The 20,962-nt window shown below is 65.6% G+C and carries 17 protein-coding genes; 9 read left to right on the forward strand and 8 right to left on the reverse strand.

What is annotated here, in order from left to right; translation table 11 throughout:
- Positions 1–5 precede the first annotated feature (5 nt).
- Positions 6–755, forward strand: a complete 750-nt coding sequence (locus tag J5M67_RS03975) for an ABC transporter permease (protein ID WP_207883528.1) — start codon at positions 6–8, stop codon at positions 753–755.
- Positions 756–807: 52 nt separating this feature from the next.
- Here the strand turns inward: J5M67_RS03975 and J5M67_RS03980 are convergent, their stop codons facing one another.
- A complete protein-coding gene (locus J5M67_RS03980; protein ID WP_243434500.1) occupies positions 808–1,425 on the reverse strand; it encodes a TetR/AcrR family transcriptional regulator in 618 nt (205 codons plus the stop codon).
- Between the two features lie 95 nt (positions 1,426–1,520).
- On the opposite strand from J5M67_RS03980, the gene J5M67_RS03985 reads away from it, so the two are divergent.
- Positions 1,521–2,534 carry a succinylglutamate desuccinylase/aspartoacylase family protein gene (locus J5M67_RS03985; RefSeq protein WP_207883532.1) on the forward strand — a complete coding sequence of 338 codons (1,014 nt, stop codon included), beginning with the start codon at positions 1,521–1,523 and terminating at the stop codon, positions 2,532–2,534.
- Positions 2,535–2,771: 237 nt separating this feature from the next.
- Here J5M67_RS03985 and J5M67_RS03990 read toward each other — a convergent pair whose 3' ends face one another.
- Positions 2,772–4,355 carry a peptide chain release factor 3 gene (locus tag J5M67_RS03990; protein WP_207883534.1) on the reverse strand — a complete coding sequence of 528 codons (1,584 nt, stop codon included), beginning with the start codon at positions 4,353–4,355 and terminating at the stop codon, positions 2,772–2,774.
- Positions 4,356–5,033: 678 nt separating this feature from the next.
- On the opposite strand from J5M67_RS03990, the gene J5M67_RS03995 reads away from it, so the two are divergent.
- Positions 5,034–6,197, forward strand: coding sequence for a type III PLP-dependent enzyme (locus J5M67_RS03995; RefSeq protein WP_152220567.1), 1,164 nt, complete (start codon positions 5,034–5,036; stop codon positions 6,195–6,197).
- Between the two features lie 330 nt (positions 6,198–6,527).
- Here the strand turns inward: J5M67_RS03995 and J5M67_RS04000 are convergent, their stop codons facing one another.
- The 3 genes from J5M67_RS04000 to J5M67_RS04010 all read right to left on the reverse strand — a co-directional run bounded on the left by J5M67_RS04000 (position 6,528) and on the right by J5M67_RS04010 (position 9,908).
- Complete coding sequence (locus tag J5M67_RS04000; protein WP_207883536.1) at positions 6,528–8,327, reverse strand: phosphoethanolamine transferase CptA; 1,800 nt, start codon at positions 8,325–8,327, stop codon at positions 6,528–6,530.
- A gap of 102 nt (positions 8,328–8,429) precedes the next feature.
- Positions 8,430–9,221 (reverse strand): tetratricopeptide repeat protein, encoded by a 792-nt coding sequence (locus J5M67_RS04005; RefSeq protein WP_207883538.1) that lies wholly within the window; start codon positions 9,219–9,221, stop codon positions 8,430–8,432.
- A gap of 6 nt (positions 9,222–9,227) precedes the next feature.
- The gene (locus J5M67_RS04010) at positions 9,228–9,908 is read right to left on the reverse strand and encodes a Fe2+-dependent dioxygenase (protein WP_207883540.1); all 681 of its coding nucleotides are present in this window, start codon (positions 9,906–9,908) and stop codon (positions 9,228–9,230) included.
- 202 nt (positions 9,909–10,110) lie between these two features.
- On the opposite strand from J5M67_RS04010, the gene J5M67_RS04015 reads away from it, so the two are divergent.
- Positions 10,111–12,414 carry a TonB-dependent siderophore receptor gene (locus tag J5M67_RS04015; RefSeq protein WP_207883542.1) on the forward strand — a complete coding sequence of 768 codons (2,304 nt, stop codon included), beginning with the start codon at positions 10,111–10,113 and terminating at the stop codon, positions 12,412–12,414.
- A 159-nt stretch (positions 12,415–12,573) separates the two neighbouring features.
- A complete protein-coding gene (locus J5M67_RS04020) occupies positions 12,574–15,120 on the forward strand; it encodes a sulfite reductase flavoprotein subunit alpha (RefSeq protein WP_243434502.1) in 2,547 nt (848 codons plus the stop codon).
- Between the two features lie 264 nt (positions 15,121–15,384).
- Here J5M67_RS04020 and lpxO read toward each other — a convergent pair whose 3' ends face one another.
- Entirely contained in the window at positions 15,385–16,284 is a 900-nt protein-coding gene (gene lpxO / locus J5M67_RS04025) for a lipid A hydroxylase LpxO (protein WP_207884146.1), read from the reverse strand.
- A 150-nt stretch (positions 16,285–16,434) separates the two neighbouring features.
- Here lpxO and J5M67_RS04030 point away from each other — a divergent pair, with 150 nt between their 5' ends.
- The 3 genes from J5M67_RS04030 to J5M67_RS04040 are packed head-to-tail and all read left to right on the forward strand — an operon-like array spanning position 16,435 to position 18,778.
- A complete protein-coding gene (locus tag J5M67_RS04030; protein WP_207883546.1) occupies positions 16,435–17,190 on the forward strand; it encodes a 5-oxoprolinase subunit PxpA in 756 nt (251 codons plus the stop codon).
- Complete coding sequence (gene pxpB / locus J5M67_RS04035; protein WP_207883549.1) at positions 17,187–17,864, forward strand: 5-oxoprolinase subunit PxpB; 678 nt, start codon at positions 17,187–17,189, stop codon at positions 17,862–17,864. The genes J5M67_RS04030 and pxpB overlap by 4 nt, the downstream gene beginning before the upstream one ends.
- Entirely contained in the window at positions 17,858–18,778 is a 921-nt protein-coding gene (locus J5M67_RS04040) for a biotin-dependent carboxyltransferase family protein (RefSeq protein ID WP_368735918.1), read from the forward strand. Before pxpB ends, J5M67_RS04040 begins: the two co-directional genes overlap by 7 nt.
- Here J5M67_RS04040 and J5M67_RS04045 read toward each other — a convergent pair.
- Positions 18,771–19,244, reverse strand: a complete 474-nt coding sequence (locus tag J5M67_RS04045; RefSeq protein ID WP_207884148.1) for an Lrp/AsnC family transcriptional regulator — start codon at positions 19,242–19,244, stop codon at positions 18,771–18,773. The two genes, J5M67_RS04040 and J5M67_RS04045, sit on opposite strands and share 8 nt — an antisense overlap.
- A gap of 144 nt (positions 19,245–19,388) precedes the next feature.
- Here J5M67_RS04045 and J5M67_RS04050 point away from each other — a divergent pair, with 144 nt between their 5' ends.
- Positions 19,389–20,015: a LysE family translocator gene (locus J5M67_RS04050; RefSeq protein WP_207883553.1), complete on the forward strand. Its 627-nt coding sequence runs from the start codon at positions 19,389–19,391 to the stop codon at positions 20,013–20,015.
- Positions 20,016–20,161: 146 nt separating this feature from the next.
- Here the strand turns inward: J5M67_RS04050 and J5M67_RS04055 are convergent, their stop codons facing one another.
- Positions 20,162–20,812: a hypothetical protein gene (locus J5M67_RS04055; RefSeq protein ID WP_207883555.1), complete on the reverse strand. Its 651-nt coding sequence runs from the start codon at positions 20,810–20,812 to the stop codon at positions 20,162–20,164.
- Positions 20,813–20,962 lie beyond the last annotated feature (150 nt).

Genomic DNA, 20,962 nt, shown 5'->3' on the forward strand with positions numbered 1-20,962 from the left:
CGGCGATGAACGAACACTGGCTATTCATCTACGGTGCCCTGCTGCTCAAGGGGCTGGGCACCACCCTGATCATCCTGCTGATTTCCGCCGTCCTGGGCTTTGCCCTGGCACTGGGCGTGGCGTTGGCGCGGATGTCGCGCAACTTCCTGGTCGCGCGCCTGGCGCTGGCGTACACCAGCGTGATCCGCGGCACGCCGCTGCTGGTGCAGATCTACATCTTCTACTACGGCCTGGGCAGCCTGTTCGCGCAGTTCCCGCTGATTCGCGGCAGCTTCCTCTGGCCCTATCTGCGCGATGGCTTCTGGTACATCGTCATCGCACTGATCCTCTCGGTCGGCGCCTACGTCGGCGAGGTGGTGCGCGGCGGACTGAAGGCCGTGCCGCGTGGCGAGCTGGAGGCCGCTTCGGCGTTCGGTATGAACCGCACGCTGGTGCTCTACCGCGTCTGGCTGCCACGGGCGATCCGCCTGCTGCTGCCGACCCTGGCGGGGGAGAGCGTGATGCTGCTCAAGTCCACAGCGCTGGCGTCCACCATCGCCGTGGTCGACCTGCTCGGCGCGGCCAACGTGGTGCGCGCGCAGACCTTCAACGTCTATGAACCCTTGCTGCTGGTGGCGGCGATCTACATCTGCCTGACGTTCATCATCGAGGCCGGTTTCGCCGTGCTGGAGCGCAGCACGCCGATTCGCGGCGAGGCGCAGGGCAGGACGCAACGCTCCTGGCTGGGCAAGCGGCGTCCGCGTACGGCGGTGTGAGGTTCGGTGCTCGTTTACGATCCGGCGATCGCGGCGGATCGTAAACGAGCCTTTACGCGTAGGCGCCGCGACGCAGCCCTTCCACCCAGCAACGGCTCAGCTCCAGTCCGTCGGCGGCACTGAAGGTGGCCGGGTTCAGACACCATTCCAGCCAGAGTCCGTCGAGCATGGCGGAGAGGCCGATGGCGGCCAGGCGCGGGCGCGCGACCTTGAAGCCCTCGGCGGTGGCAAGGTCGCTGATGAGTGTTTCCAGGAGGGTGAGGTAGCTCTGGTAGCCGCGCTCGTGGGCGTCGTTCACCGGCGGCGAGTGGCGGATCAGGCTCCAGAACACCACCCAGGGGCTGAGCAGGTCGGGGTCCAGGACCTGGGGCGAGAAGGAGCCGGTAAGGAAGGCTTCCATGCGCGCCGCAGGGGCATCGCCGGCGGCGTCGACTTGTTCGTGGAGCGCCCGGGTGACTTCGCCGGCGAGGGTCTCGTAGGCCTGGGCGACCAGGGCGTCGATGCTGCCGAAGTGGTGATTCACCAGGCCCACGGCGACACCGGCTTCCTTGGCGATGCGGCGCACGGAAATACCCGCGTGGCCATCGGCGACCAGGCACTTGAGGCAGGCGCGGACCAGGTGGTCGCGGCGCTCCTCGGAGGTGGCGCGCTGGGCTTTCTGGCGGGGCATATCCACGGGGCGTCCTTCTGGGGTGGCGAGTGGCTCCGATACTAGGAGGCGCCGAAGAAGATTTCCATGGGCAATTCGGACAGAGGAGAGGACATATGATCGAGGACGTTTCCTTCAGCGTACCTGGGGATTCCGGGGCCGAGCTGCGCGTGCGTGCCTGGCGTGTCGATGGCGGCAAACCCGGACCGACGGTGCACCTGCAGGCGGGTGTGCATGCCGATGAAATCGCCGGGATGCTGGTGCTCCATGAGCTGCTGCCGCGCCTGCGCGAGGCGGCGCGAAACGGCCTGCTCAATGGCAGCGTGACGCTGGTGCCACAGGCCAACCCCATCGGCATCGGGCAGTTCCGCCAGGGGCGTATCCTCGGTCGTCATCACGATGCGAGCGCGCGCAATTTCAACCGGGGTTTCCCCGCTTCGGCGGCGGCTACGGGCACCCTGGACAACCTCACCTTCTGGCAGAAACGCCTGGCCGAACTGGCCGCACCGGCGGACATCGTGCTCGACCTGCACACCGACGACGAGGCGCTGCAGTACGTCTACCTGCACGAATGCTTCTGGCCTGCCGGCCGGGACCTCGCCGCGGCGCTGCGCGCGGAGCTGGCGATCATCTGGGAGGGCGACAGCGACGGCGCCTTCGAGGAGGTGGTGATCGCGCCCTGGCTTGCCGAGCAGCGCCTCGACGGGCGCCTGGTGGCCACGGTCGAATTGCGCGGGCAGGGCGACGTCAGCGATGCGCTGGCGCGCCAGGATGCGGACGGCATCTACCGATTCCTCGGGGCGCGCGGGGTGGTGACCGATGCTGAACCGCTGCCCGAGTGGAAAGGTGTCGCCACGCCCATCGGCTTCATGGAAACCGTGTTCGCTCCGGCCGCCGGCGTGCTGGTGTTCGAGCGCGAACTGGGCGAATGGATCGAGGCGGGGGAGCGCTTCGGCCGCATCGTTGCCCGGCCCGGGGACGCGAGCAGCGAGCACATCCTGCGCGCGCCGCAGAGTGGCATTCTCGCGACCCGTTATCGCGACCGCCTGATCCCGCAGGGCGCCATCGCGGCCAAGCTGACCGGCAGCGCGCAGTCGAGCACCTGGAGCGCAGGCGCGCTCGATCCGTAATCCAGACGTAGGGCGTATAACGCTCCGCGTTATACGCCGATTGACCTTGGTTCCGACTTCACTCGAGCTCGGCCGATGGATTCGTGCCAGGTCGAACCGCGGGTGTATGCGGTGAAATGGGGGTATCGGCGTACAACCGCGAACGGTTGTACGCCCTACGGGATAGAACGTGGCGCCCCATGGAGGTGGCGCAAATGAAAACGCCCGCGCAAGGCGGGCGTTTGCTGAGCAGCGAACTCAGTGGTGTTCGCGGGTGGCGCGGAAGGTGATGTCCGGCCAGCGCTCTTCCATCAGGCTCAGGTTGACGCGGGTCGGGGCCAGGTAGGTCAGATGGCCGCCGCCGTCCACCGAGAGGTTCTCGAAGGCCTTGTCCTTGAACTCCTTGAGCTTCTTCTCGTCCTTGCACTCGATCCAGCGCGCCGACCAGACGTTGATCTGCTCGTAGGCGCACTCGACCTTGTATTCCTCCTTCAGGCGGCTGGCGACGACGTCGAACTGCAGCACGCCGACGGCGCCGAGGATGATGTCGTTGTTGCGCTCGGGGAAGAACACCTGGGTGGCGCCTTCCTCGGCCAGTTCCTGCAGGCCCTGGCGCAGCTGCTTGGACTTGAGCGGGTCCTTCAGGCGCACGCGGCGGAACAGTTCCGGGGCGAAGTGCGGGATGCCGGTGAAGCCCAGCGCCTCGCCTTCGGTGAAGGTGTCGCCGATCTGGATGGTGCCGTGGTTGTGCAGGCCGATGATGTCGCCGGCGTAGGCCTCTTCCAGCTGCTCACGCTCGCTGGAGAAGAAGGTCAGCGCGTCGGCGATCTTCACGTCCTTGCCCAGGCGCACGTGGCGCATCTTCATGCCCTTCTCGTACTTGCCCGAGCAGATGCGCATGAAGGCGATGCGGTCGCGGTGCTTCGGGTCCATGTTCGCCTGGATCTTGAACACGAAGCCGGAGAATTTCTCCTCGGTCGGCGCCACGGTACGCTCGTGGGTGCCGCGCTCCAGCGGTTGCGGGGCCCAGTCGACGATGCAGTCGAGCACCTGGTCGACACCGAAGTTGCCCAGTGCGGTACCGAAGAACACCGGGGTCATCTCGCCGTCGAGGAATGCCTGCTTGTCGAACTCGTGGCAGGCGCCCTGCACCAGCTCAAGCTCTTCGAGGAAGTTCTCGTAGAGGTCGCCCAGGTGCGCGCGGGCTTCGTCCGAGTCCAGCTTGTCGATGATCTTCGTCTCGATGCGCTCGTGGCCGTGGCCCGGCACGTAGACGATGATCTTGTCTTCGGCGAGGTGGTAGACGCCCTTGAAGTCCTTGTAGCAGCCGATCGGCCAGGTGATGGGCGCGGCCTTGATCTTCAGCACCGCTTCGATCTCGTCGAGCAGCTCGATCGGGTCGCGGATGTCGCGGTCGAGTTTGTTGATGAAGCTGACGATGGGCGTGTCGCGCAGGCGGCAGACTTCCATAAGGGCGATGGTGCGCGGCTCTACACCCTTACCGCCGTCGAGGACCATCAGCGCCGAGTCCACCGCGGTCAGGGTGCGGTAGGTGTCTTCGGAGAAGTCTTCGTGGCCGGGGGTGTCGAGCAGGTTGATCATGTGCTCGCGGTAGGGGAACTGCATCACCGAGGTAGTGATGGAGATGCCGCGCTGCTTTTCCATCTCCATCCAGTCGGAGGTGGCGTGGCGGTCGGATTTACGCGACTTCACGGTACCGGCGACGGCAATCGCCTTGCCCATCAGCAGGAGCTTTTCGGTAATGGTGGTCTTACCGGCGTCGGGGTGGGAAATGATCGCGAACGTGCGGCGTTTGGCGACTTCGGCGGCCTGGAGGGTCATGGATGCGTGCCTGGCTGGAATCGATGGTGGGCCCGGATCGGCCCAAAAGCGCGGGATTATAACGGGAAATGACCGGTCGATCAGCGCCACCGGGCACCCGGTGGATGACCTGTGCTCCCGGCGGTCCCTGCGGAAGGGGAGTCGGCAATCGAATCCGAGGCCATCGCCCACCGGTCATGACCTCTTTATCCCGGCGGAAAAAGGTCGGTCGGATGGCCCTGTCACTCTCTTGAAACCCGCGTCTGTGCAGCATTCCATGACGTTTTGTTAAGTATTCGAAACGAAACGCCGGATCGCGACAAAGGGTTATGAAAAGGCGGCAATTTTTGATTGATCTGTGCTGCCTCTGGTCCTAAAGTTCGCGCCCGAACGCTCATGCTGGAAACGATCCATCCGGCTCAAGTACTGACGACGAGAGTCAGCCTGACATTCGCTCAGCGGCTTCTGCGACCACTTCATGGCTAGGCGCTTCGCCGTAGACAGTAGATCTACTACGGCAAGGCGGAGCAACGACGCCAGGGAGTGGTCGCAGGAGTCGCCTGGCACCAGGTGATACTCGGCGACATGCCTTGGGAAGTAGGCGAACCAAAGTGGGGAAACTGATCAGGCGTTCGTGGCTCGAAAGATAAGAGCCGTCCCTCTTTTCAATTGCGTGTTTTGCCATTTGGAGTCCCAACCATGTCCATCAAGGTCGAGGATTACTTCGCCCCGGAAACCTTCCAGCGCATGAAGGCGTTTGCCGACAAGCAGGAAACCCCCTTCGTCGTCATCGACAAGCAGACCATCGCCAACGCGTACGACCAGCTGACCGATTGCTTCCCGTTCGCCAAGATCTACTACGCGGTGAAGGCCAACCCGGCCACCGAGATCACCGAGCTGCTGCGCGACAAGGGTTCGAACTTCGACATCGCCTCGATCTACGAGCTGGACAAGGTGATGAAGACCGGCGTGGGCCCGGAGCGCATCAGCTACGGCAACACCATCAAGAAAGCCCGCGACATCCGCTACTTCTACGAGAAGGGCGTGCGCCTGTTCGCCACCGACTCCGAGGCCGACCTGCGCAACATCGCCAAGGCCGCGCCGGGTGCCAAGGTCTACGTGCGCATCCTGACCGAGGGTTCCACCTCTGCCGACTGGCCGCTGTCGCGCAAGTTCGGCTGCCAGACCGACATGGCCATGGACCTGCTGGTGCTGGCCCGCGACCTGGGCCTGGTGCCCTACGGCGTGTCCTTCCACGTGGGCTCGCAGCAGCGCGACATCGGCGTGTGGGATGCGGCCATCGCCAAGGTGAAGGTCATCTTCGAGCGCCTGAAGGAAGAAGACGGCATCGAACTGAAGATGATCAACATGGGCGGCGGCTTCCCGGCCAACTACATCGCCAAGACCAACAGCCTGGAAACCTACGCCGAAGAGATCATCCGCTTCCTCAAGGAAGACTTCGGCGACGAGCTGCCGGAAATCATCCTGGAGCCGGGCCGTTCGCTGATCGCCAACGCCGGCATCCTGGTCAGCGAAGTGGTGCTGGTGGCGCGCAAATCGCGTACCGCCGTGGAGCGCTGGGTGTTCACCGACGTGGGCAAGTTCTCCGGCCTGATCGAAACCATGGACGAGTCCATCAAGTTCCCGATCCACGTGGAGAAGCAGGGTGAGCTGGAAGAAGTGGTGATCGCCGGCCCGACCTGCGACAGCGCCGACATCATGTACGAGCATTACAAATACGGCCTGCCGCTGAACCTGGCCGCTGGCGACCGCCTCTACTGGCTGTCCACCGGCGCCTACACCACCAGCTACAGCGCGGTGGAATTCAACGGCTTTCCGCCGCTGAAGGCGTTCTACCTGTAAGGTTCAGGTTCGACTGAAAAGGCCCCGCGATGCGGGGCTTTTTCGTTTCTGGTGTTTGTATTTCGTAGGAGCGAGCTTGCTCGCGAACCGCCCAACACCGATGCCGCCGGCTGAATCTGTTCGCGAGCAAGCTCGCTCCTACAAGAGGCCACACCCGACAGTTTCCGTGGGAGCCATTGCGCTGGGCTCGATGACTGTGGGAGCGGACTTCGTCCGCGATGAACCCGCTACGGGGCCGGATCGCGGACGGAGTCCGCTCCTACGAAGGGCCAGCACACCGTGAAATGAAAACGCCCCGCAGGGCGGGGCGTTTTCACGATCAGGATCGGCTCAACCCTTGTTGGGCTGCTCCGCCGGAGTCTGTGCGGTGTCCGGCGACTTGGCGTCCTTGGCGATCTCCTGCTGCGCGGCCTGGGTTGGCGGCAGCTTGTCGAACTCGTGCAGGCCATCCTTCTTGTACGGATCGCCGATCCAGCGCGGGGCTACGACGAACTGCTCGCTGACCAGGCTCTTGACCGGCTCGAAGCGGTCATAGCTCAGGCCCGCGAGGTCCGACAGGGTGTGGATCAGGTGCGAGCTGCTGTACGGACGGTTGGCGGCCGCCTGCAGGTCGCGCGGGTGCGCGGCCTGCCAGCTGGGCGAGGTCCAGACCATGAAGGGAATGGTGTACATCGGCCGGGTCGGGGCGCCTTCGTTGCGGCCCAGGCGGTCGTGATTGCCCGAGCTGTAGACGTCCTCGCCGTGATCGGAGAGGTACAGCAGGAAGCCGTTCGGATCAGTCGCGGCGTAGCGCTTGATCAGGCTGGATACCACGAAATCGTTGTACAGCACCGCGTTGTCATAGAAGTTGTAGGTTTCGACCTGGTCGTCGGACAGCGCCGACGGTACGCCCTGGCGGTCCTTGAAGTGGGCGTACTGCTCCGGATAGCGGTAGCGGTAGTCCATGTGCGTGCCGAGCAGGTGGATGACGATGAACTTCTTCTGCGCCGGGTCCTGCAGGGCCTTCTCGAAGGGTTCGAGCACCACGCCGTCGTACTGGCTGGCGTTCTGGTTGCGCTGGTTGTTCAGGTAGAACTGCGCGTCCGTCTGCTGCGAGAAGGTGGTCAGCATGGTGTTGCGCTTGGTCATCGTCTGCTGGTTGGTGATCCAGAAGGTCTTGTAGCCCGCCTGTTTCATCAGGTTGATCAGCGACGGATCGGTGAGGAACTTGTCGGGGTGCTGCTCGTCACCGAAGGTGAGGATCTGCTGCATCACCTCGATGGTGTAGGGACGCGGCGAGACCACGTTCTGGAACACCGTCAGGTTGTGGCCCTCGGCGGCGGCCAGCGCGTCGAGGTTCGGGGTGGTTTCGCGCGGGTAGCCGTACAGGTGCATGTGCTCGCGGGTGGTGGATTCACCCAGCACCAGCACCAGGGTGCGCGGCGCTTCGCCGCTGCTGTCCTTGAGGTTCTGCAGCGGCGGCAGGGAGGCGTTCTGCTCCAGCAGCTTCTGCATGTTGTCCAGCTGCTGGCGGTACTGGGCATAGCCCACGACCAGCTGCCAGGGCACGGCCGGTTCCATGCGCTGCTGCACCTTCTCCAGCGCCTCGGCGAAGCTGCGCTCCTGGGTCACCATCTGCTTGTAGAAGGGGTAGAGCAGGTTCATCACCACCAGCAGCACTGCCACCGGAATGCGGGCGTAGAGGGGCAGGGTGACCGGACGGATGCGCCGCCACAGCAGCACCGCGACCACGCTGTAGACCAGCAGCGCCAGGCACAGCCAGATACTGAAGTACTGGCTGAAGTATTCGCCGGCTTCGGCGGTGTTCGATTCGAACATGACGAAGATGACGCTCTGCGAGAACTCCTGGCGGTAGATGCCGAAGTAGCTCAGGCCCACCAGCGAAGCGCCCCACAGCACCAGACCGATGACCGCGGAAATCCCCCGGGTGAAGCGCGGCAGCAGCAGGACCGGGGCGAGCCACAGGCTGCTGAGGAAGAAGGCATCACGGAAGCCGGCGAAGCCGGTGGTGCCGCTGAGCAGGATCAGCAGCTGGGTAATGCCGGAGAAGTACCAGAAGAACAGGAGCAGCCAGCCCAGGCCGGCCCAGTCGACGCCTTTACGGGCGGAAGGGGAAGTAGTGGTAGACACACACGCCTCGTCGATTCGGGACAGAAGGCTGCAGTCCCGCAGCCTAAAAAGCCGGCAAGGTTATCAGGAGTGGCGTGAAAAATGCGTCAAGTTGCAATGATCCTATGCTGGATGCAGCGAATTCAGACGCATTTTATCGGATTCATCGCCCAGTTCGGCGGCGCGCTGGCAGTAGGCGAGGGCCAGCTGGCGCAGGGGCTCCAGCGGGGAGCGGGCCAGTTGCTCGCGGGCGACCCGCAGGAAATTCAGGTTGCCGCCGTGCAGCGCACGCTGCAGCCAGGGCAGGGCGGCGTCCAGGTCGCCGGCCTCGGCCAGCACCGTGGCGTGGCTGAACTGGCCGCGGAAGTCGCCGGCCTCGGCGGAGCGCCGGTACCAGCGATGGGCCGCCTCGGTATCGCGGGGAACCACCAGGCCCTCCTCATGGAAGCGGCCGACCAGGTTCATCGACTTGGCGTGCCCCAGTTCCGCTGCCCGGCGATAGAGCGCCAGGGCGCGGGCCTCGTCGCGCGCCACGCCGCGTCCGGTGGCGAGCAGGTTGGCCAGGTTGTACATCGCCCAGTCCAGTCCCGCTTCGGCGGCGAGTGCGTAGTGCCCGGCGGCTGAGGCGGGATCGGCGGCGCCGCCCCAGCCGTGCTCCAGGCAGCGGCCGAGCATGTTGCGCGCCATCGGGTGGCCGCGTCCGGCGGCGATGCCGAACCAGGTCAGGGCCAGCGCTGGGTCGCGCTCGATGCCGTGGCCGTCGAGGAGGATCTGGCCGAGCAGGGCCTGGGCTTCCAGTTCGCCGTCGCGGGCGGCGGCGAGGATCAGCCGCGCGGCCTGGCGCGGGTCATCGGCAAGTTGGCCTGCGAGGTCTTCAACGGCGATTTCTTCGGTGCGGCGCAGGACGAAGCTCATGGGCGGTCAGACATCCACCCAGCGGCGCAGCAGGTTGTGGTAGGTGCCAGTCAGCTCGACCAGCGCGGGGTGCTCGGGCACGTCGCGGGTCAGCGCCTGGATCGACTGGTCCATCTGGAACAGCAGGGCACGCTGGCTGTCCTCGCGCACCAGGCTCTGGGTCCAGAAGAACGAGGCGATGCGCGCGCCACGGGTCACCGGATTGACCTTGTGCAGGCTGGTGGCGGGGTAGAGCACCAGGTCGCCCGCCGGCAGCTTCACCTGCTGGGTGCCGTAGGTGTCGTGGATCACCAGTTCGCCGCCGTCGTAGTCCTCCGGATCGCTGAAGAACAGCGTCGAGGAGACGTCGGTGCGCACGCGCTCGCGGCCACCCTGGACGTCGCGCACGGCGTTGTCGATGTGGAAGTCGAAGGAGCCGCCGCCGGTGTAGCAGTTGAACAGCGGCGGGAAGACCTTGTGCGGCAGTGCGGCGGACTGGAACAGCGGGTTGCCCCACAGGCGCTGGAGCATGGCCTCGCCGATCTCGCGGGCGAGCGGATGGTCCTGCGGCAGTTGCAGGTTGTGCTTGGCGCGGGCCGACTGGTAACCCGCGGTGGCCTTGCCGTCGCCCCATTCGGCCTGTTCCAGGGCGGCGCGGATTCGCGTCACTTCCTCGCGGGTGAAGATGCCGGGAATGTGCAACAGCATGGGGCGGTTCCGTCGGTGCCTGAGAAGCTGTCAATGATAATGATTTGCAACAGCTAGCTACAACCGCTACGCCCTGTCACAGGTCAGTCATGAAATGTAAATCTTGTAAATCAGATGCGTATGATAATGCCTAGTAATTGATATGAATTCTTAATTGCAATAGATTGCGCGGCCTTCATGAGCCCCTGGGGAGGGATTTGCAATGTCGCGCCCATCGTCCGATCTCGCCGGCAACACGCCGCGCCTGCTGGCATCCGCCGTCGGTGTCGCCATCACCGCCATGTCCGGCAGCCACCTGGCCCATGCCGCCGAATCCTCGGAGAAGAAGCCGAGCCAGGACGTATTGTCCCTGGAAGCCGATACCGTCGTCGGCACCCAGCAGCAGGACCCGACGACCTACAACGTCGAGAAGTCTGCGTCGAAGAAGTACACCGCACCACTGCTGGATACCCCGCGCTCGGTGACCGTTGTGCCGCAGCAGGTGATCAAGGACACCGGCGCGCTGACCCTGCAGGATGCCCTGCGTACCGTGCCGGGCATCACCTTCGGCGCGGGCGAGGGCGGCAACCCGACCGGCGACCGTCCGTTCATCCGTGGCTTCGACGCCCAGAGCGACACCTATGTCGACGGCGTACGCGACACCGGCGCGCAGTCCCGTGAAGTGTTCAACCTGGAACAGATCGAAGTCAGCAAGGGCCCGAACTCGGCCTTCGGTGGCCGTGGCTCGGCCGGTGGCAGCCTGAACCTGATCAGCAAGCAGGCCAAGGCCGGCAACTTCACCGACGGCAGCTTCACCTACGGTTCCGACCAGACCCGCCGCTACACCCTCGACACCAACCAGGAGTTCCTCGACGGCAACGCCGCCTTCCGCCTGAACCTGATGACCCACGACCAGAACGTCGCCGGCCGCCAGGCGGTGGACGCCAGCCGCTGGGGCATTGCGCCGTCCGTGACCTTCGGCCTCAATGGCCCGACCCGCCTCACGGTCAGCCACTACCACCTGGAAAGCGACGACACCCCGGACTCGGGCATCCCGTACGCCAAGAGCGCCGACCGCAGCAAGCACAACCCGGACAAGCCGGTGAACGTCGATCGTGACAACTTCTATGGCCTGGAGGACCGCGACTTCTCCAAGAGTCGCGTGGACACCAGCACCATCACCTTCGAGCACGACTTCAACGACAACCTGAGCCTGCGCAACACCACGCGCTACGGTACCAGCCACCAGGACTACATCATGACGCAGCCCGACGACAGTCAGGGCAACGTCAACAACGGCACCGTATGGCGGCGCAACAACAACCGCATCAGCACCACCACCACCGCGACCAACCAGACCGACCTGTTCGGTGAGTTCTACCTGGCCGGCTTCAAGAACAGCTTCACCACCGGCCTCGAGTTCTCCCGCGAGGACAGCAAGCGCGACAGTTACACGGTCGACACTGACACCGGTCTGAACAAAAACAAGTGCAACCCGTCGATGGTCGGCGCGCCCAGCGGCTACAACTGCACCAGCCTGGAAAACCCCAACCCGCACGATCCGTGGAACGGCAGCATCACCCGCAACTACAAGCCGATGAACACCGTGGGTACCACCCAGGCCATCTACGGCTTCGACACCCTGGACCTGAACGAGCAGTGGCAGGTCAACTTCGGTGCGCGCTTCGACAGCTTCCAGACCACCGCGAAGAATCACGCCGCAACGCCCACCACTACCAAGTTCGAAGACAACTCCAACTTCTGGAACTGGCAGGCCGGCGTGGTCTACAAACCGGCGCCCAACGGCAGCATCTACGCGTCCTACGCCACCTCGGCGACGCCGCCGGGCGCCATGCTGGACAACGGCAACACCTCCAACGCGGTGGACGCCTTCTCGGTGAAGAACAACCTGGAGCCGGAAGAAACCACCAACTACGAGATCGGCACCAAGTGGAGCTTCCTGGATGAGCGCCTGGAGCTGACCGGCGCGATCTTCCGCACCGACAAGGACAACGCCAAGATCCTGGTGGCGCCGCAGACCTACGACAACGCCGGCCAGTCCCGCGTCGATGGCCTGGAGCTGACCGCCAGCGGTAAGCTGACCGACAAGTGGAAGGTCTTCGCCGGCTACAGCTATCTCGACAGCGAGCTGGTGAAGGCCGGCAAGACCGGGCGCAACGGCAACATCACCGCCAACGTGCCGTCCAACGATGGCAACGAAATGCCCAACACGCCGAAGAACAGCTTCAGCCTGTGGACCACCTACGACGTTCTGCCCAACGCCACCATCGGCGGCGGCACTTTCTACGTCGACAAGGTCTACGGCGACGTGGCCAACACCATGTACGTCCCGGACTACTGGCGCTACGACGCGATGGCCGCCTACAAGCTGAGCAAGAACGTCGACTTCCAGCTCAACGTGCAGAACGTCTTCGACAAGAAGTACTTCGACAAGGCCTACGCCTCGCACTATGCGACCCAGGCGGCGGGCCGCACCGTGCTGCTGTCTACCAACTTCCACTTCTAAGGTTCGCCTGCGGGCGAACCACCCCGGCCGACGCTCCTCGGCCGGGGTTTTTGTGTGTGTAAGCCCTGGGTAAAGGTTGTAAAAGACGGCTGCATTTGCGAGCCGTTCTCAATAAAATTCCGTTCCGCGCAGAGTGCGGCATGACGTGAGGCCACGGTGTTGAAGAAAGTCTGGTTCCAGTTGCATTGGCTGTTCGGTATCAGCGCCGGCCTGGTGTTGGCGCTGATGGGCCTGACCGGGGCGATGCTGTCGTTCCAGGACGAAATCCTGCGCGCTGTGAATCCCGCCAGCCTCACCGTGGAAAAGCGTGCCGAAGGCACGCTGCCGATGGACGAACTGATCCGCCGGGTTGAGAGCGCCGAGCCGGGCAAGAAGGTCGCCTTCGTCTGGGTGAGCATCGATGGCGACCAGGCCGGCAAACTCTTCTACACACCCAAGCCGGGCCAGCGCCGTGGCGAGTCGCGCTACGTCGACCCGTACACCGGGGAGTTCCTGCCGGCGCCCAAGGGCGAAGGCTTCTTCAACTTCATCATGCAGCTGCACCGCTTCCTCGCCGCGGGCGAGGCGGGCAAGCAGGTCACTGCCGCCTGCACCCTGATCCTGCTTTACCTGTGCCTGTCCGGCCTGTACCTGCGCTGGCCGCGCAAGGCGCTGAACTGGCGCGCCTGGCTGACCTTCGACTGGGCCAAGAAGGGCCGGGCCTTCAACTGGGACCTGCACGCGGTCGCCGGTACCTGGTGCCTGGCGTTCTACCTGCTGGCGACGCTGACCGGCCTGTACTGGTCCTACGACTGGTACCGCGCCGGCCTGTTCAAGCTGCTCGACGACGCCCCCGCCGGCCAGCAGAAGGGCGGCCAACGTGGCGGCGGCAAGCGCGGCCCTGCGCCGGAAGGTCCGCCGCCGATGGTCGATGCCAGCGCCGTCTGGGCCACCATCCAGCAGACTGGCGGCGCCGCGATGACCACCTACAACCTGCGCCTGCCGCCGGTGAAGGGCCAGCCCGCCACCGTCTTCTATCTCCTTGATGATGCCGCCCACGAGCGTGCCTTCAACGAGATGAGCATCGACCCGGCCAGCGGCAAGCTGCTGGCCCACAAGCGCTACAACGACAGTTCCTTCGGCAAGCAACTGCTGACCAGCGTCTATGCCTTGCACGTGGGCAGTTACTTCGGCCTGCCGGGGCGCCTCCTGATGATGCTGGCGAGTCTGTCGATGCCGCTGTTCTTCGTCACGGGCTGGCTGCTCTACCTCGACCGCCGCCGCAAGAAGCGCGCGGCCCGGGCGGCGCGAGGGGCGCTGAGCAATGACGCCGGTGCCGACGCCTGGCTGGTGGGCTATGCCAGCCAGAGCGGCTTCGCCGAGCGCCTCGCCTGGCAGAGCGCCGGGCAACTCCAGGCCGCCGGCCTGCCGGTGCGCGTGGAGCCGCTGGCGAAGCTGGACCGCGCGCAGTTGGAGCAGACCCGCAACGCGCTGTTCGTGGTCAGCACCTTCGGCGACGGCGAGGCTCCGGACAGTGCCCGAGGCTTCGAGCGTCAGCTGCTGGGCCAGCGCCTTGGACTGACTGATCTGCGCTTTGCCGTGCTCGCCCTGGGCGATCGCCAGTACGACCAGTTTTGCGGCTTCGCCCGCCGCTTGCAAGGCTGGCTGCAAGGGCAGGGTGCGCGGACGCTGTTCGATGGCGTCGAGGTGGACAACGGCGACGCCGCCGCCCTGCACGACTGGCAGCAGCGCCTGGCCGAACTCTCCGGCGCCGCACCGCAGGCGGCGTTCACCGCGCCGGCCTTCGAGGTCTGGACCCTGGCCGGCCGCGAACATCTCAATCCGGGCAGCCAGGGCGAATCCACCTGGCTGCTGCGCCTGGCCGCACCGAGCGATTCGCAGATCGACTGGAGCGCCGGCGATCTGGTGGAAATCGTCCCGCGCCAGCCGGAGTTCCTGGTCAGCGCCTGGCTGAAGCGTCTCGGGCTGGACGGCGAGTCCCGCATCCAGGTCGACGGCATCGCCACGCCGCTGCGAGTGGCCCTGGCCGGCTGCCTGCTGCCGGGTAACCTCGAACACCTGGTCGGCCTGCACGGCCAGGCGCTGTACGACGCGCTGATCAAACTGTCGGTGCGGCAATACTCCATCGCTTCGCTGCGCAGCGACGGTGCGCTGGAACTGATCGTGCGCCAGGAACAGCACGCCGACGGCTCGCTGGGCATCTGCTCCGGCTGGCTGACCGAGTACCTGCCGGACGGCGGCAGCCTGCTGCTGCGTCTGCGCCGCAACCGCAGCTTCCACCTCAGCAAGGAGGACCGGCCGCTGATCCTGATCGGCAACGGCACGGGGCTGGCCGGCCTGCGCGGCCTGCTGCGCGCCAGCATCGCCGCGGGCCGCCGACGCAACTGGCTGCTGTTCGGCGAGCGCAATATCGCCCATGACTTCTACTGCCGCGAAGAGCTGGAAGGCGCGTTGGCGCGGGGCGAGCTGCAACGCCTGGACGTCGCCTTCTCCCGCGACCAGGCCGAGAAGGTTTACGTGCAGGATCGCCTGCGTGCCAGCGGCGACGTGCTCGCCCAGTGGCTGGACGAGGGCGCGGTGATCCATGTCTGCGGCAGCCTGCAGGGCATGGCCGAAGGCGTCGACCGCACGCTGCGCGAGATGCTGGGCGATACCGAGGTCGAGGCGCTGCTGGAGAGCGGGCGCTATCGGCGCGACGTTTATTGATCCGGCGTTTAGGGTAGCCAATCGCGGACGGAGTCCGCTCCTACGATAAGGCTCATCTCGGTAGCAGCTGTTTTTCGTAGGAGCGAGCTTGCTCGCGAACCAACTCCGCTACGGGGCTGTTCGCGAGCAAGCTCGCTCCTACAAGGATCAATTGCCCTGCGCCTGACTCCCCTGTAGGAGCGGGCCATGCCCGCGATGCTTTTCAATCGCCTGGAAACAAAAAGGCCCCCGCCAATGCGGAGGCCTTGATATCACGAACGCAGCTCAGACCCAGACGATCACCGCCAGCAGCGCCGCCAGGACTCCCCACTTCTCCAGGTAATACAGCTTGCGATTGCGCTTCTTCAGCGCCTTGCCGTGCAGGCGGATCTTGTACAGCGAGGCGAAGGCGCGGTTGATGGCGCCGGTCCTGTCGCCCGCGTCATTGGGCGAGGCCGCCGCGGCCATCACGTTGCGGCTGAACCAGCGGTTGAAGGCCGTGGCCCAGCGGTACTTCAACGGACGCTCGATGTCGCAGAAGAGGATCACCCGGTCATGCTCCGTGGTGTTCTCTGCGTAGTGGATATAGGTCTCGTCGAACACCACGGCTTCGCCGTCGCGCCAGTGGTAGCGCTCGCCGTCCACCTCGATGAAGCAGGCTGGATCGTTCGGCGTCATCAGCCCCAGGTGATAGCGCAGCGAGCCGGCATAGGGGTCGCGGTGGCGCACCAGGCGCGAGCCGGGCGGCAGCTCGGCGAACATCGCCGCCTTCACCGAGGGAATCCGCCGCAGCAGCTCGGTGGTCCTGGGGCACAGCGCGTCGGCGGAGGGATGGCTGTCGTCGTACCACTTCAGGTAGAAGCGCTTCCAGCCAGTCTTGAAGAAGGAGTTGAAACCCACGTCGTTGAGCTGCTCGGAGCGCTTGATGCTGCCGGCGTCGCGCAGGTGCAGGGCTTCGCTGCGGATGGTTTCCCAGTTCTCGGTCAGCAGGCGCATTTCGGGGAAGTCGTCGGTCGCCAGGTACGGGCGGGCCGGTACCTTCGAGAACAGATACATGAGGCAATTGATCGGCGCCAGGAAGCTGGAGTGGTCGGTCAGCTGGCGCGAGAATTTGTGGCGCACCCGTCCACGCAGGTGGACATAGGCGATGCTCAGGCCGAAGGTGGCCAGGATAGCTGCTTTGATCATTCAGGCAGGTTTCCGCGTGTCTAACGTGTGGATGGTACTCCTGCCGACCCTGACTGAGTATTCTCCAAAGGCCAAAGGCCAAAGGCCAAAGGCCAAAGGCCGGCGTCTGCCTTAACCTGTAGGAACTTTCGAAAGATGGTGACCCCGATGACCGAACGCACCGCGCGGATTCTGCTCAATTGCGACATGGGCGAAAGCTTCGGAGCCTGGCGCATGGGGGATGACGCCCATGCCATGCCGCTGATCGACCAGGCCAACCTCGCCTGCGGTTATCACGCCGGCGACCCGCTGACCATGCAGCGCACCGTGCGTCTGGCGGTGGAGCACGGCGTCAGCATCGGCGCGCACCCGGCCTACCCGGACCTGGCCGGCTTCGGTCGCCGGCACATGAGCTGTTCGCCCGAGGAAGTCCAGGCGCTCGTGCTCTACCAGCTCGGCGCGCTGGACGCCTTCTGCCGTGCCGCCGGCACCCGCGTCGACTATGTGAAGCCCCACGGCGCGCTGTACAACGACCTGGTGCGCGACGACGCGCTGCTATCGGCCGTGCTCGACGCCTGCGCCGCCTACCGCAAGAGCCTGCCACTGATGGTGCTGGCGCTGGCCGACAACAGCCGCGAGCTGCAACTGGCCGACGCCGCCGACGTGCCGCTGATGTTCGAAGCTTTCGCCGACCGCGCCTACCTGCCCGACGGCCAGCTCGCTCCGCGTCGCCTGCCCAATGCCGTGCACCACGAGCCGCAGCGCATCCTCGACCAGGCCCTGGCCATCGCCCGCGGCGAGCCCTTCCCGGACATCGACGGCAACCCGCTGCGCCTGCGCGCCGACAGCCTTTGCGTGCATGGCGACAATCCCGAGTCCCTGGCGGTGCTGCGCCGTCTGCGTGGGCTGCTGGACCAGGCATGATCCGCGTCGAAGCCTTTGGCGCCACGGCGTTGCTGATCACCCTTGCCGAGCAGCCCGACGACACGCTGCCATTACGCATCGCCCGCCTCGCCGGGCGCCTGCGGGCCGAGCTCGGCCCGGCGCTGACCGACTGCGTGCCGGGCTGGACTACGTTGCTGCTGCACTACGACCTGCTGCGCATCGACCTGCCGGAACTGCAGCGCCGCGTGCAGCAGGCGCTGGAGGACTGGCCCGGCGACTCGGACGCAGTGGCTGCGGGACGCTTGCACGAAATTGCAGTCTGGTACGCCGGCGAAGACCTTGCGGAAATTGCTCGTCTCTGCGGACTTGCACCCGCAGAGGTGATCGACCTGCACGCCGGCCGCGACTACCGCGTCGGCGCCATCGGCTTCGCCCCCGGTTTCGCCTACCTCGGCGAGCTGGACGAACGCCTCGCACTGCCGCGCCGGGCCACCCCTCGTACGCGGGTGCCAGCCGGCAGCCTGGCCATCGCCGAGCGGCAGACGGCGGTTTATCCACAGGCCTCGCCGGGCGGCTGGCATCTGCTCGGGCGCACCGCGCAACGTCTGTTCGATCCGCATCAGGAACCGCCTTGCCCCTTGGCGGTCGGTGACCGCGTGCGCTTCGTGCCCATCGACGAAGCGGCTTTCCGCGCCGCCGGTGGCGAATCATGAGCCTGAAGGTCATCGGCTGCGGCCCGCTATGCCTGCTGCAGGATGGCGGGCGCCATGGCTGGCAAGGGCTGGGCGTATCGCCCGGCGGCCCGGTGGACAAACACGCGGCGGCCTGGGCCAATCGCCTGCTGAGGAACGCGCCCGATGCCGCATTGCTGGAAATCGCCCTGGGCGGCCTGGAGCTGGAAACACAGGCCGATACCTGGCTGGCGCTGACGGGCGCCGAGCTGCCCTTGAGTCTCGATGGCGAACCGCTGCCGGCCTGGTCGCGCTTTCGCGTGCGGGCAGGGCAGCGCCTGAAACTGGGCTTCGCCCGCGCCGGCCAGCGAGCCTACCTCGCCGCAGCGGGCGGCTTCCACGCGGAGCCGGTGCTGGGCAGCGCCTCGACCCAGACGCGGGAAAAGCTCGGCGGCCTCGCGGGCAACGGCCAGCCGCTCGCGGTGGGCGATGTGCTGGAGTGCGCCGCGGACGGCGGACGTTTTGCCCGCAGTGCCAGCGTGCCCTGGCCCTACCAACCGGATTACCGCGAAGTCCCGACGCTGCGTGTGCTGCCCGGCCCTGATGCGTTCACAGAGCAACAGCGACAAGCCTTCTTCGACCAGCCCTGGCGGATCAACCCGCAATCCGATCGCATGGGCGTGCGCCTGCGCGGCGAGGCAATGAGCGCGCCGCGTCGGCAGTGGTCATTGGGTGTTGTTGAAGGGGCGATCCAGGTGCCGCCGGATGGCCAGCCGATCATCCTGCTGGCTGACCGGCAGACCATGGGCGGTTACCCGCTGCTGGGCGTTCTGCACCCGCTGGACATCGGCCGCCTGGCGCAATGCCCGGCGCACAGCGAGGTGCGTTTTGCCGAGTCGACGGTGGAACAGGCACAGGCGGACCTGCGCGAGTTCCTGGGTTTCTTCGCTACTTAGGCAGATGCCGCAACGGCAGCGGCGCCGACTCCTTCACGGTCTGGATGGCGAAGTTGCTGCGGATGTCGCTGACGCCCGGCAGCTTGAGCAGGGTACAGGTGAGGAACTGCTCGTAGGCGCGCAGGTCGGGCAGCACCACTTGCAGGAGGAAATCCGACTCGCCGCTGACCAGGTGCACCGAGATGACTTCCGGCAGGTCGATCACCGCCTGGCGGAAGGCGGACGCGCTGCTGTCGCTGTGGCGTTCGACTTTCACCCCGACGAATACCGTCAGGCCTAGCCCGACTTCGTCGCGACCCAGTTCGGCGTGGTAGCCGCGGATCATCCCGGCCTCTTCCAGCAGGCGCACCCGGCGCAGGCAGGGGGAGGGCGAGAGGCCGATTTCCTCGGCGAGCTGCACGTTGCTCAGGCGGCCGTCGCGCTGCAGGGCGGCGAGGATGCGGTGGTCGTAGGCGTCCAGCTTGATGTTTGGCATAAGTGATATCTGTTGCGGGTCTGAATTGGCAGAACATGCCAACCAGTCTGCCAATCATGGCTGAATACGCAAGCACCTGCCTTGGCCTTCGGGCATAGAATCCTTATCCGCGATCACCTTTGCGGAGCTGCTCTCATGGATATCGGCGTGTTCCTGCTGGCCCTGGCGATGGTCTACCTGCTGCCGGGGCCGGACATGATTCTCCTGCTGCACACCGGTGCCCGCGATGGCAGTCGTGCCGCGCTGGCGACCGCCGTCGGGCTGGCGCTGGCGCGGGCCTGCCATGTGGCGCTGGCGGCGACCGGGCTGGCGCTGCTGTTCCGCACGGCGCCCTGGACCTTCGATGCGGTGCGGATCGTCGGCGGTGTGTACCTGGCGTGGATCGGGCTGCAACTGCTGCGGGCGCCTGTCGGCCTCGCGGTGGAGAGCAGCGAATGTGCGAGGGCACCGGTGAGTCTCTGGCGAGGTTTCCGTCGTGGAGTGCTGACCAATCTGCTGAACCCCAAGGCGTTGCTGTTCTGCTCGGTGCTGCTGCCGCAGTTCATCCAGCCGCAGAACGGGCCGCTGGGCGTGCAGTTCGCGCTGCTGGGCGGCTTGCTGGTGCTGGCCGGCTTTGGTTTCGACAGTTTCTACGCGGTCAGCGGCGAGCGCATGGGGCGCTGGCTGGCGCGGCATCGGTTGATGCAGCGGGTGCAGCAGTGGGGCTTTGGCGGCATCCTGCTGGGCTTCGGCGTGCGTTTGGCGCTGATCCGTGACCTGTAGGAGCGCTCCGTAGCTTCGGGTGTCGTAGGAGCGGACTCCGTCCGCGATAGATTGCCGGCAGCTCTGAACTGGCCTGTTGCACATCGCGGACAAAGTCCGCTCCTACGAGAGCCGGACGTGACAGTGCAAGGTTGCAGGCATGAGGATCAAAGGTCTTCCGGCTGGATTTTCCACAGGCGGGCCACCGACGGCTTCTGCGGGTTGCGCGCCACCACCAGCAGGCCCAGTTCCGTGCCGCGCAGTTCGCGCAACAGCTGCGCGCCATTGCGTTGCTGAAGGTTCTCGGCCAGATGGCCCAGGGCAATAGCGGCGGCTGCCGGGTGGGTAGCGACGGGCACGTAACCGCCATCGTCCATGTCCAGCACGACATGTTTCTCGCCGGGCTCCGGGGCGGGCAGGTACAGGTTGGCCTTGAGCAGTTGGGCCATGGCTTCGTTGCGCTGCGCGGCGGACAGTTGCCCCTGTGGCAGGGCGCGCTCCAGCGGGTGGAACTCGTCCTTGGGGTCCGCTTTCGGTTTCGTCTCGGACGACGTGGCGGGCGCTTTCACTGGCTTGGGCTGGGGTGGCGCTACGGGTGCTGGCGGGGGCGGTGCAAGATCCAGCTCTTCCTGGTCGAGGCCGTCCCAGTCGATCTCGTCGAGGTCGATTTCCTGCTGGACCTTCTTCCTCGGTGTCGACTTCTTCCGTGCGCCCACGGCTGCGCGGATATCCTGCCGTTGCCGGCGTTTCCACTTGTGGATCTGGACGTTGGCGATGATCGCGGCAACGAGAATGAGCAGAAGGAAGAACAGCAGCATGACTGGCGTGGCCCTGTAGATAACGGCCACTGCGGTGCTGGGCAGTGGCGGGACGCCACCCTAGCGGGACAGTCTGGAGCGGGCGGTAGGCCTGTTCCCTATGCGTGGTAGGACGCAGCTGAGTCCGAAAGGGTGGGCCGGCCTATGACC

The sequence above is a fragment of the Pseudomonas sp. 30_B genome, from assembly GCF_017491605.1.
Classification (GTDB): Bacteria; Pseudomonadota; Gammaproteobacteria; order Pseudomonadales; family Pseudomonadaceae; genus Pseudomonas.

Coding starts and splice junctions, on each gene's coding strand:
- J5M67_RS03975 (WP_207883528.1), top strand. CDS start 6: ATGAACGAACACTGGCTATTCATCTACGGTGCCCTGCTGCTCAAGGGG.
- J5M67_RS03980 (WP_243434500.1), bottom strand. CDS start 1,425: ATGCCCCGCCAGAAAGCCCAGCGCGCCACCTCCGAGGAGCGCCGCGAC.
- J5M67_RS03985 (WP_207883532.1), top strand. CDS start 1,521: ATGATCGAGGACGTTTCCTTCAGCGTACCTGGGGATTCCGGGGCCGAG.
- J5M67_RS03990 (WP_207883534.1), bottom strand. CDS start 4,355: ATGACCCTCCAGGCCGCCGAAGTCGCCAAACGCCGCACGTTCGCGATC.
- J5M67_RS03995 (WP_152220567.1), top strand. CDS start 5,034: ATGTCCATCAAGGTCGAGGATTACTTCGCCCCGGAAACCTTCCAGCGC.
- J5M67_RS04005 (WP_207883538.1), bottom strand. CDS start 9,221: ATGAGCTTCGTCCTGCGCCGCACCGAAGAAATCGCCGTTGAAGACCTC.
- J5M67_RS04010 (WP_207883540.1), bottom strand. CDS start 9,908: ATGCTGTTGCACATTCCCGGCATCTTCACCCGCGAGGAAGTGACGCGA.
- J5M67_RS04015 (WP_207883542.1), top strand. CDS start 10,111: ATGTCGCGCCCATCGTCCGATCTCGCCGGCAACACGCCGCGCCTGCTG.
- J5M67_RS04030 (WP_207883546.1), top strand. CDS start 16,435: ATGACCGAACGCACCGCGCGGATTCTGCTCAATTGCGACATGGGCGAA.
- pxpB (WP_207883549.1), top strand. CDS start 17,187: ATGATCCGCGTCGAAGCCTTTGGCGCCACGGCGTTGCTGATCACCCTT.
- J5M67_RS04050 (WP_207883553.1), top strand. CDS start 19,389: ATGGATATCGGCGTGTTCCTGCTGGCCCTGGCGATGGTCTACCTGCTG.
- J5M67_RS04055 (WP_207883555.1), bottom strand. CDS start 20,812: ATGCTGCTGTTCTTCCTTCTGCTCATTCTCGTTGCCGCGATCATCGCC.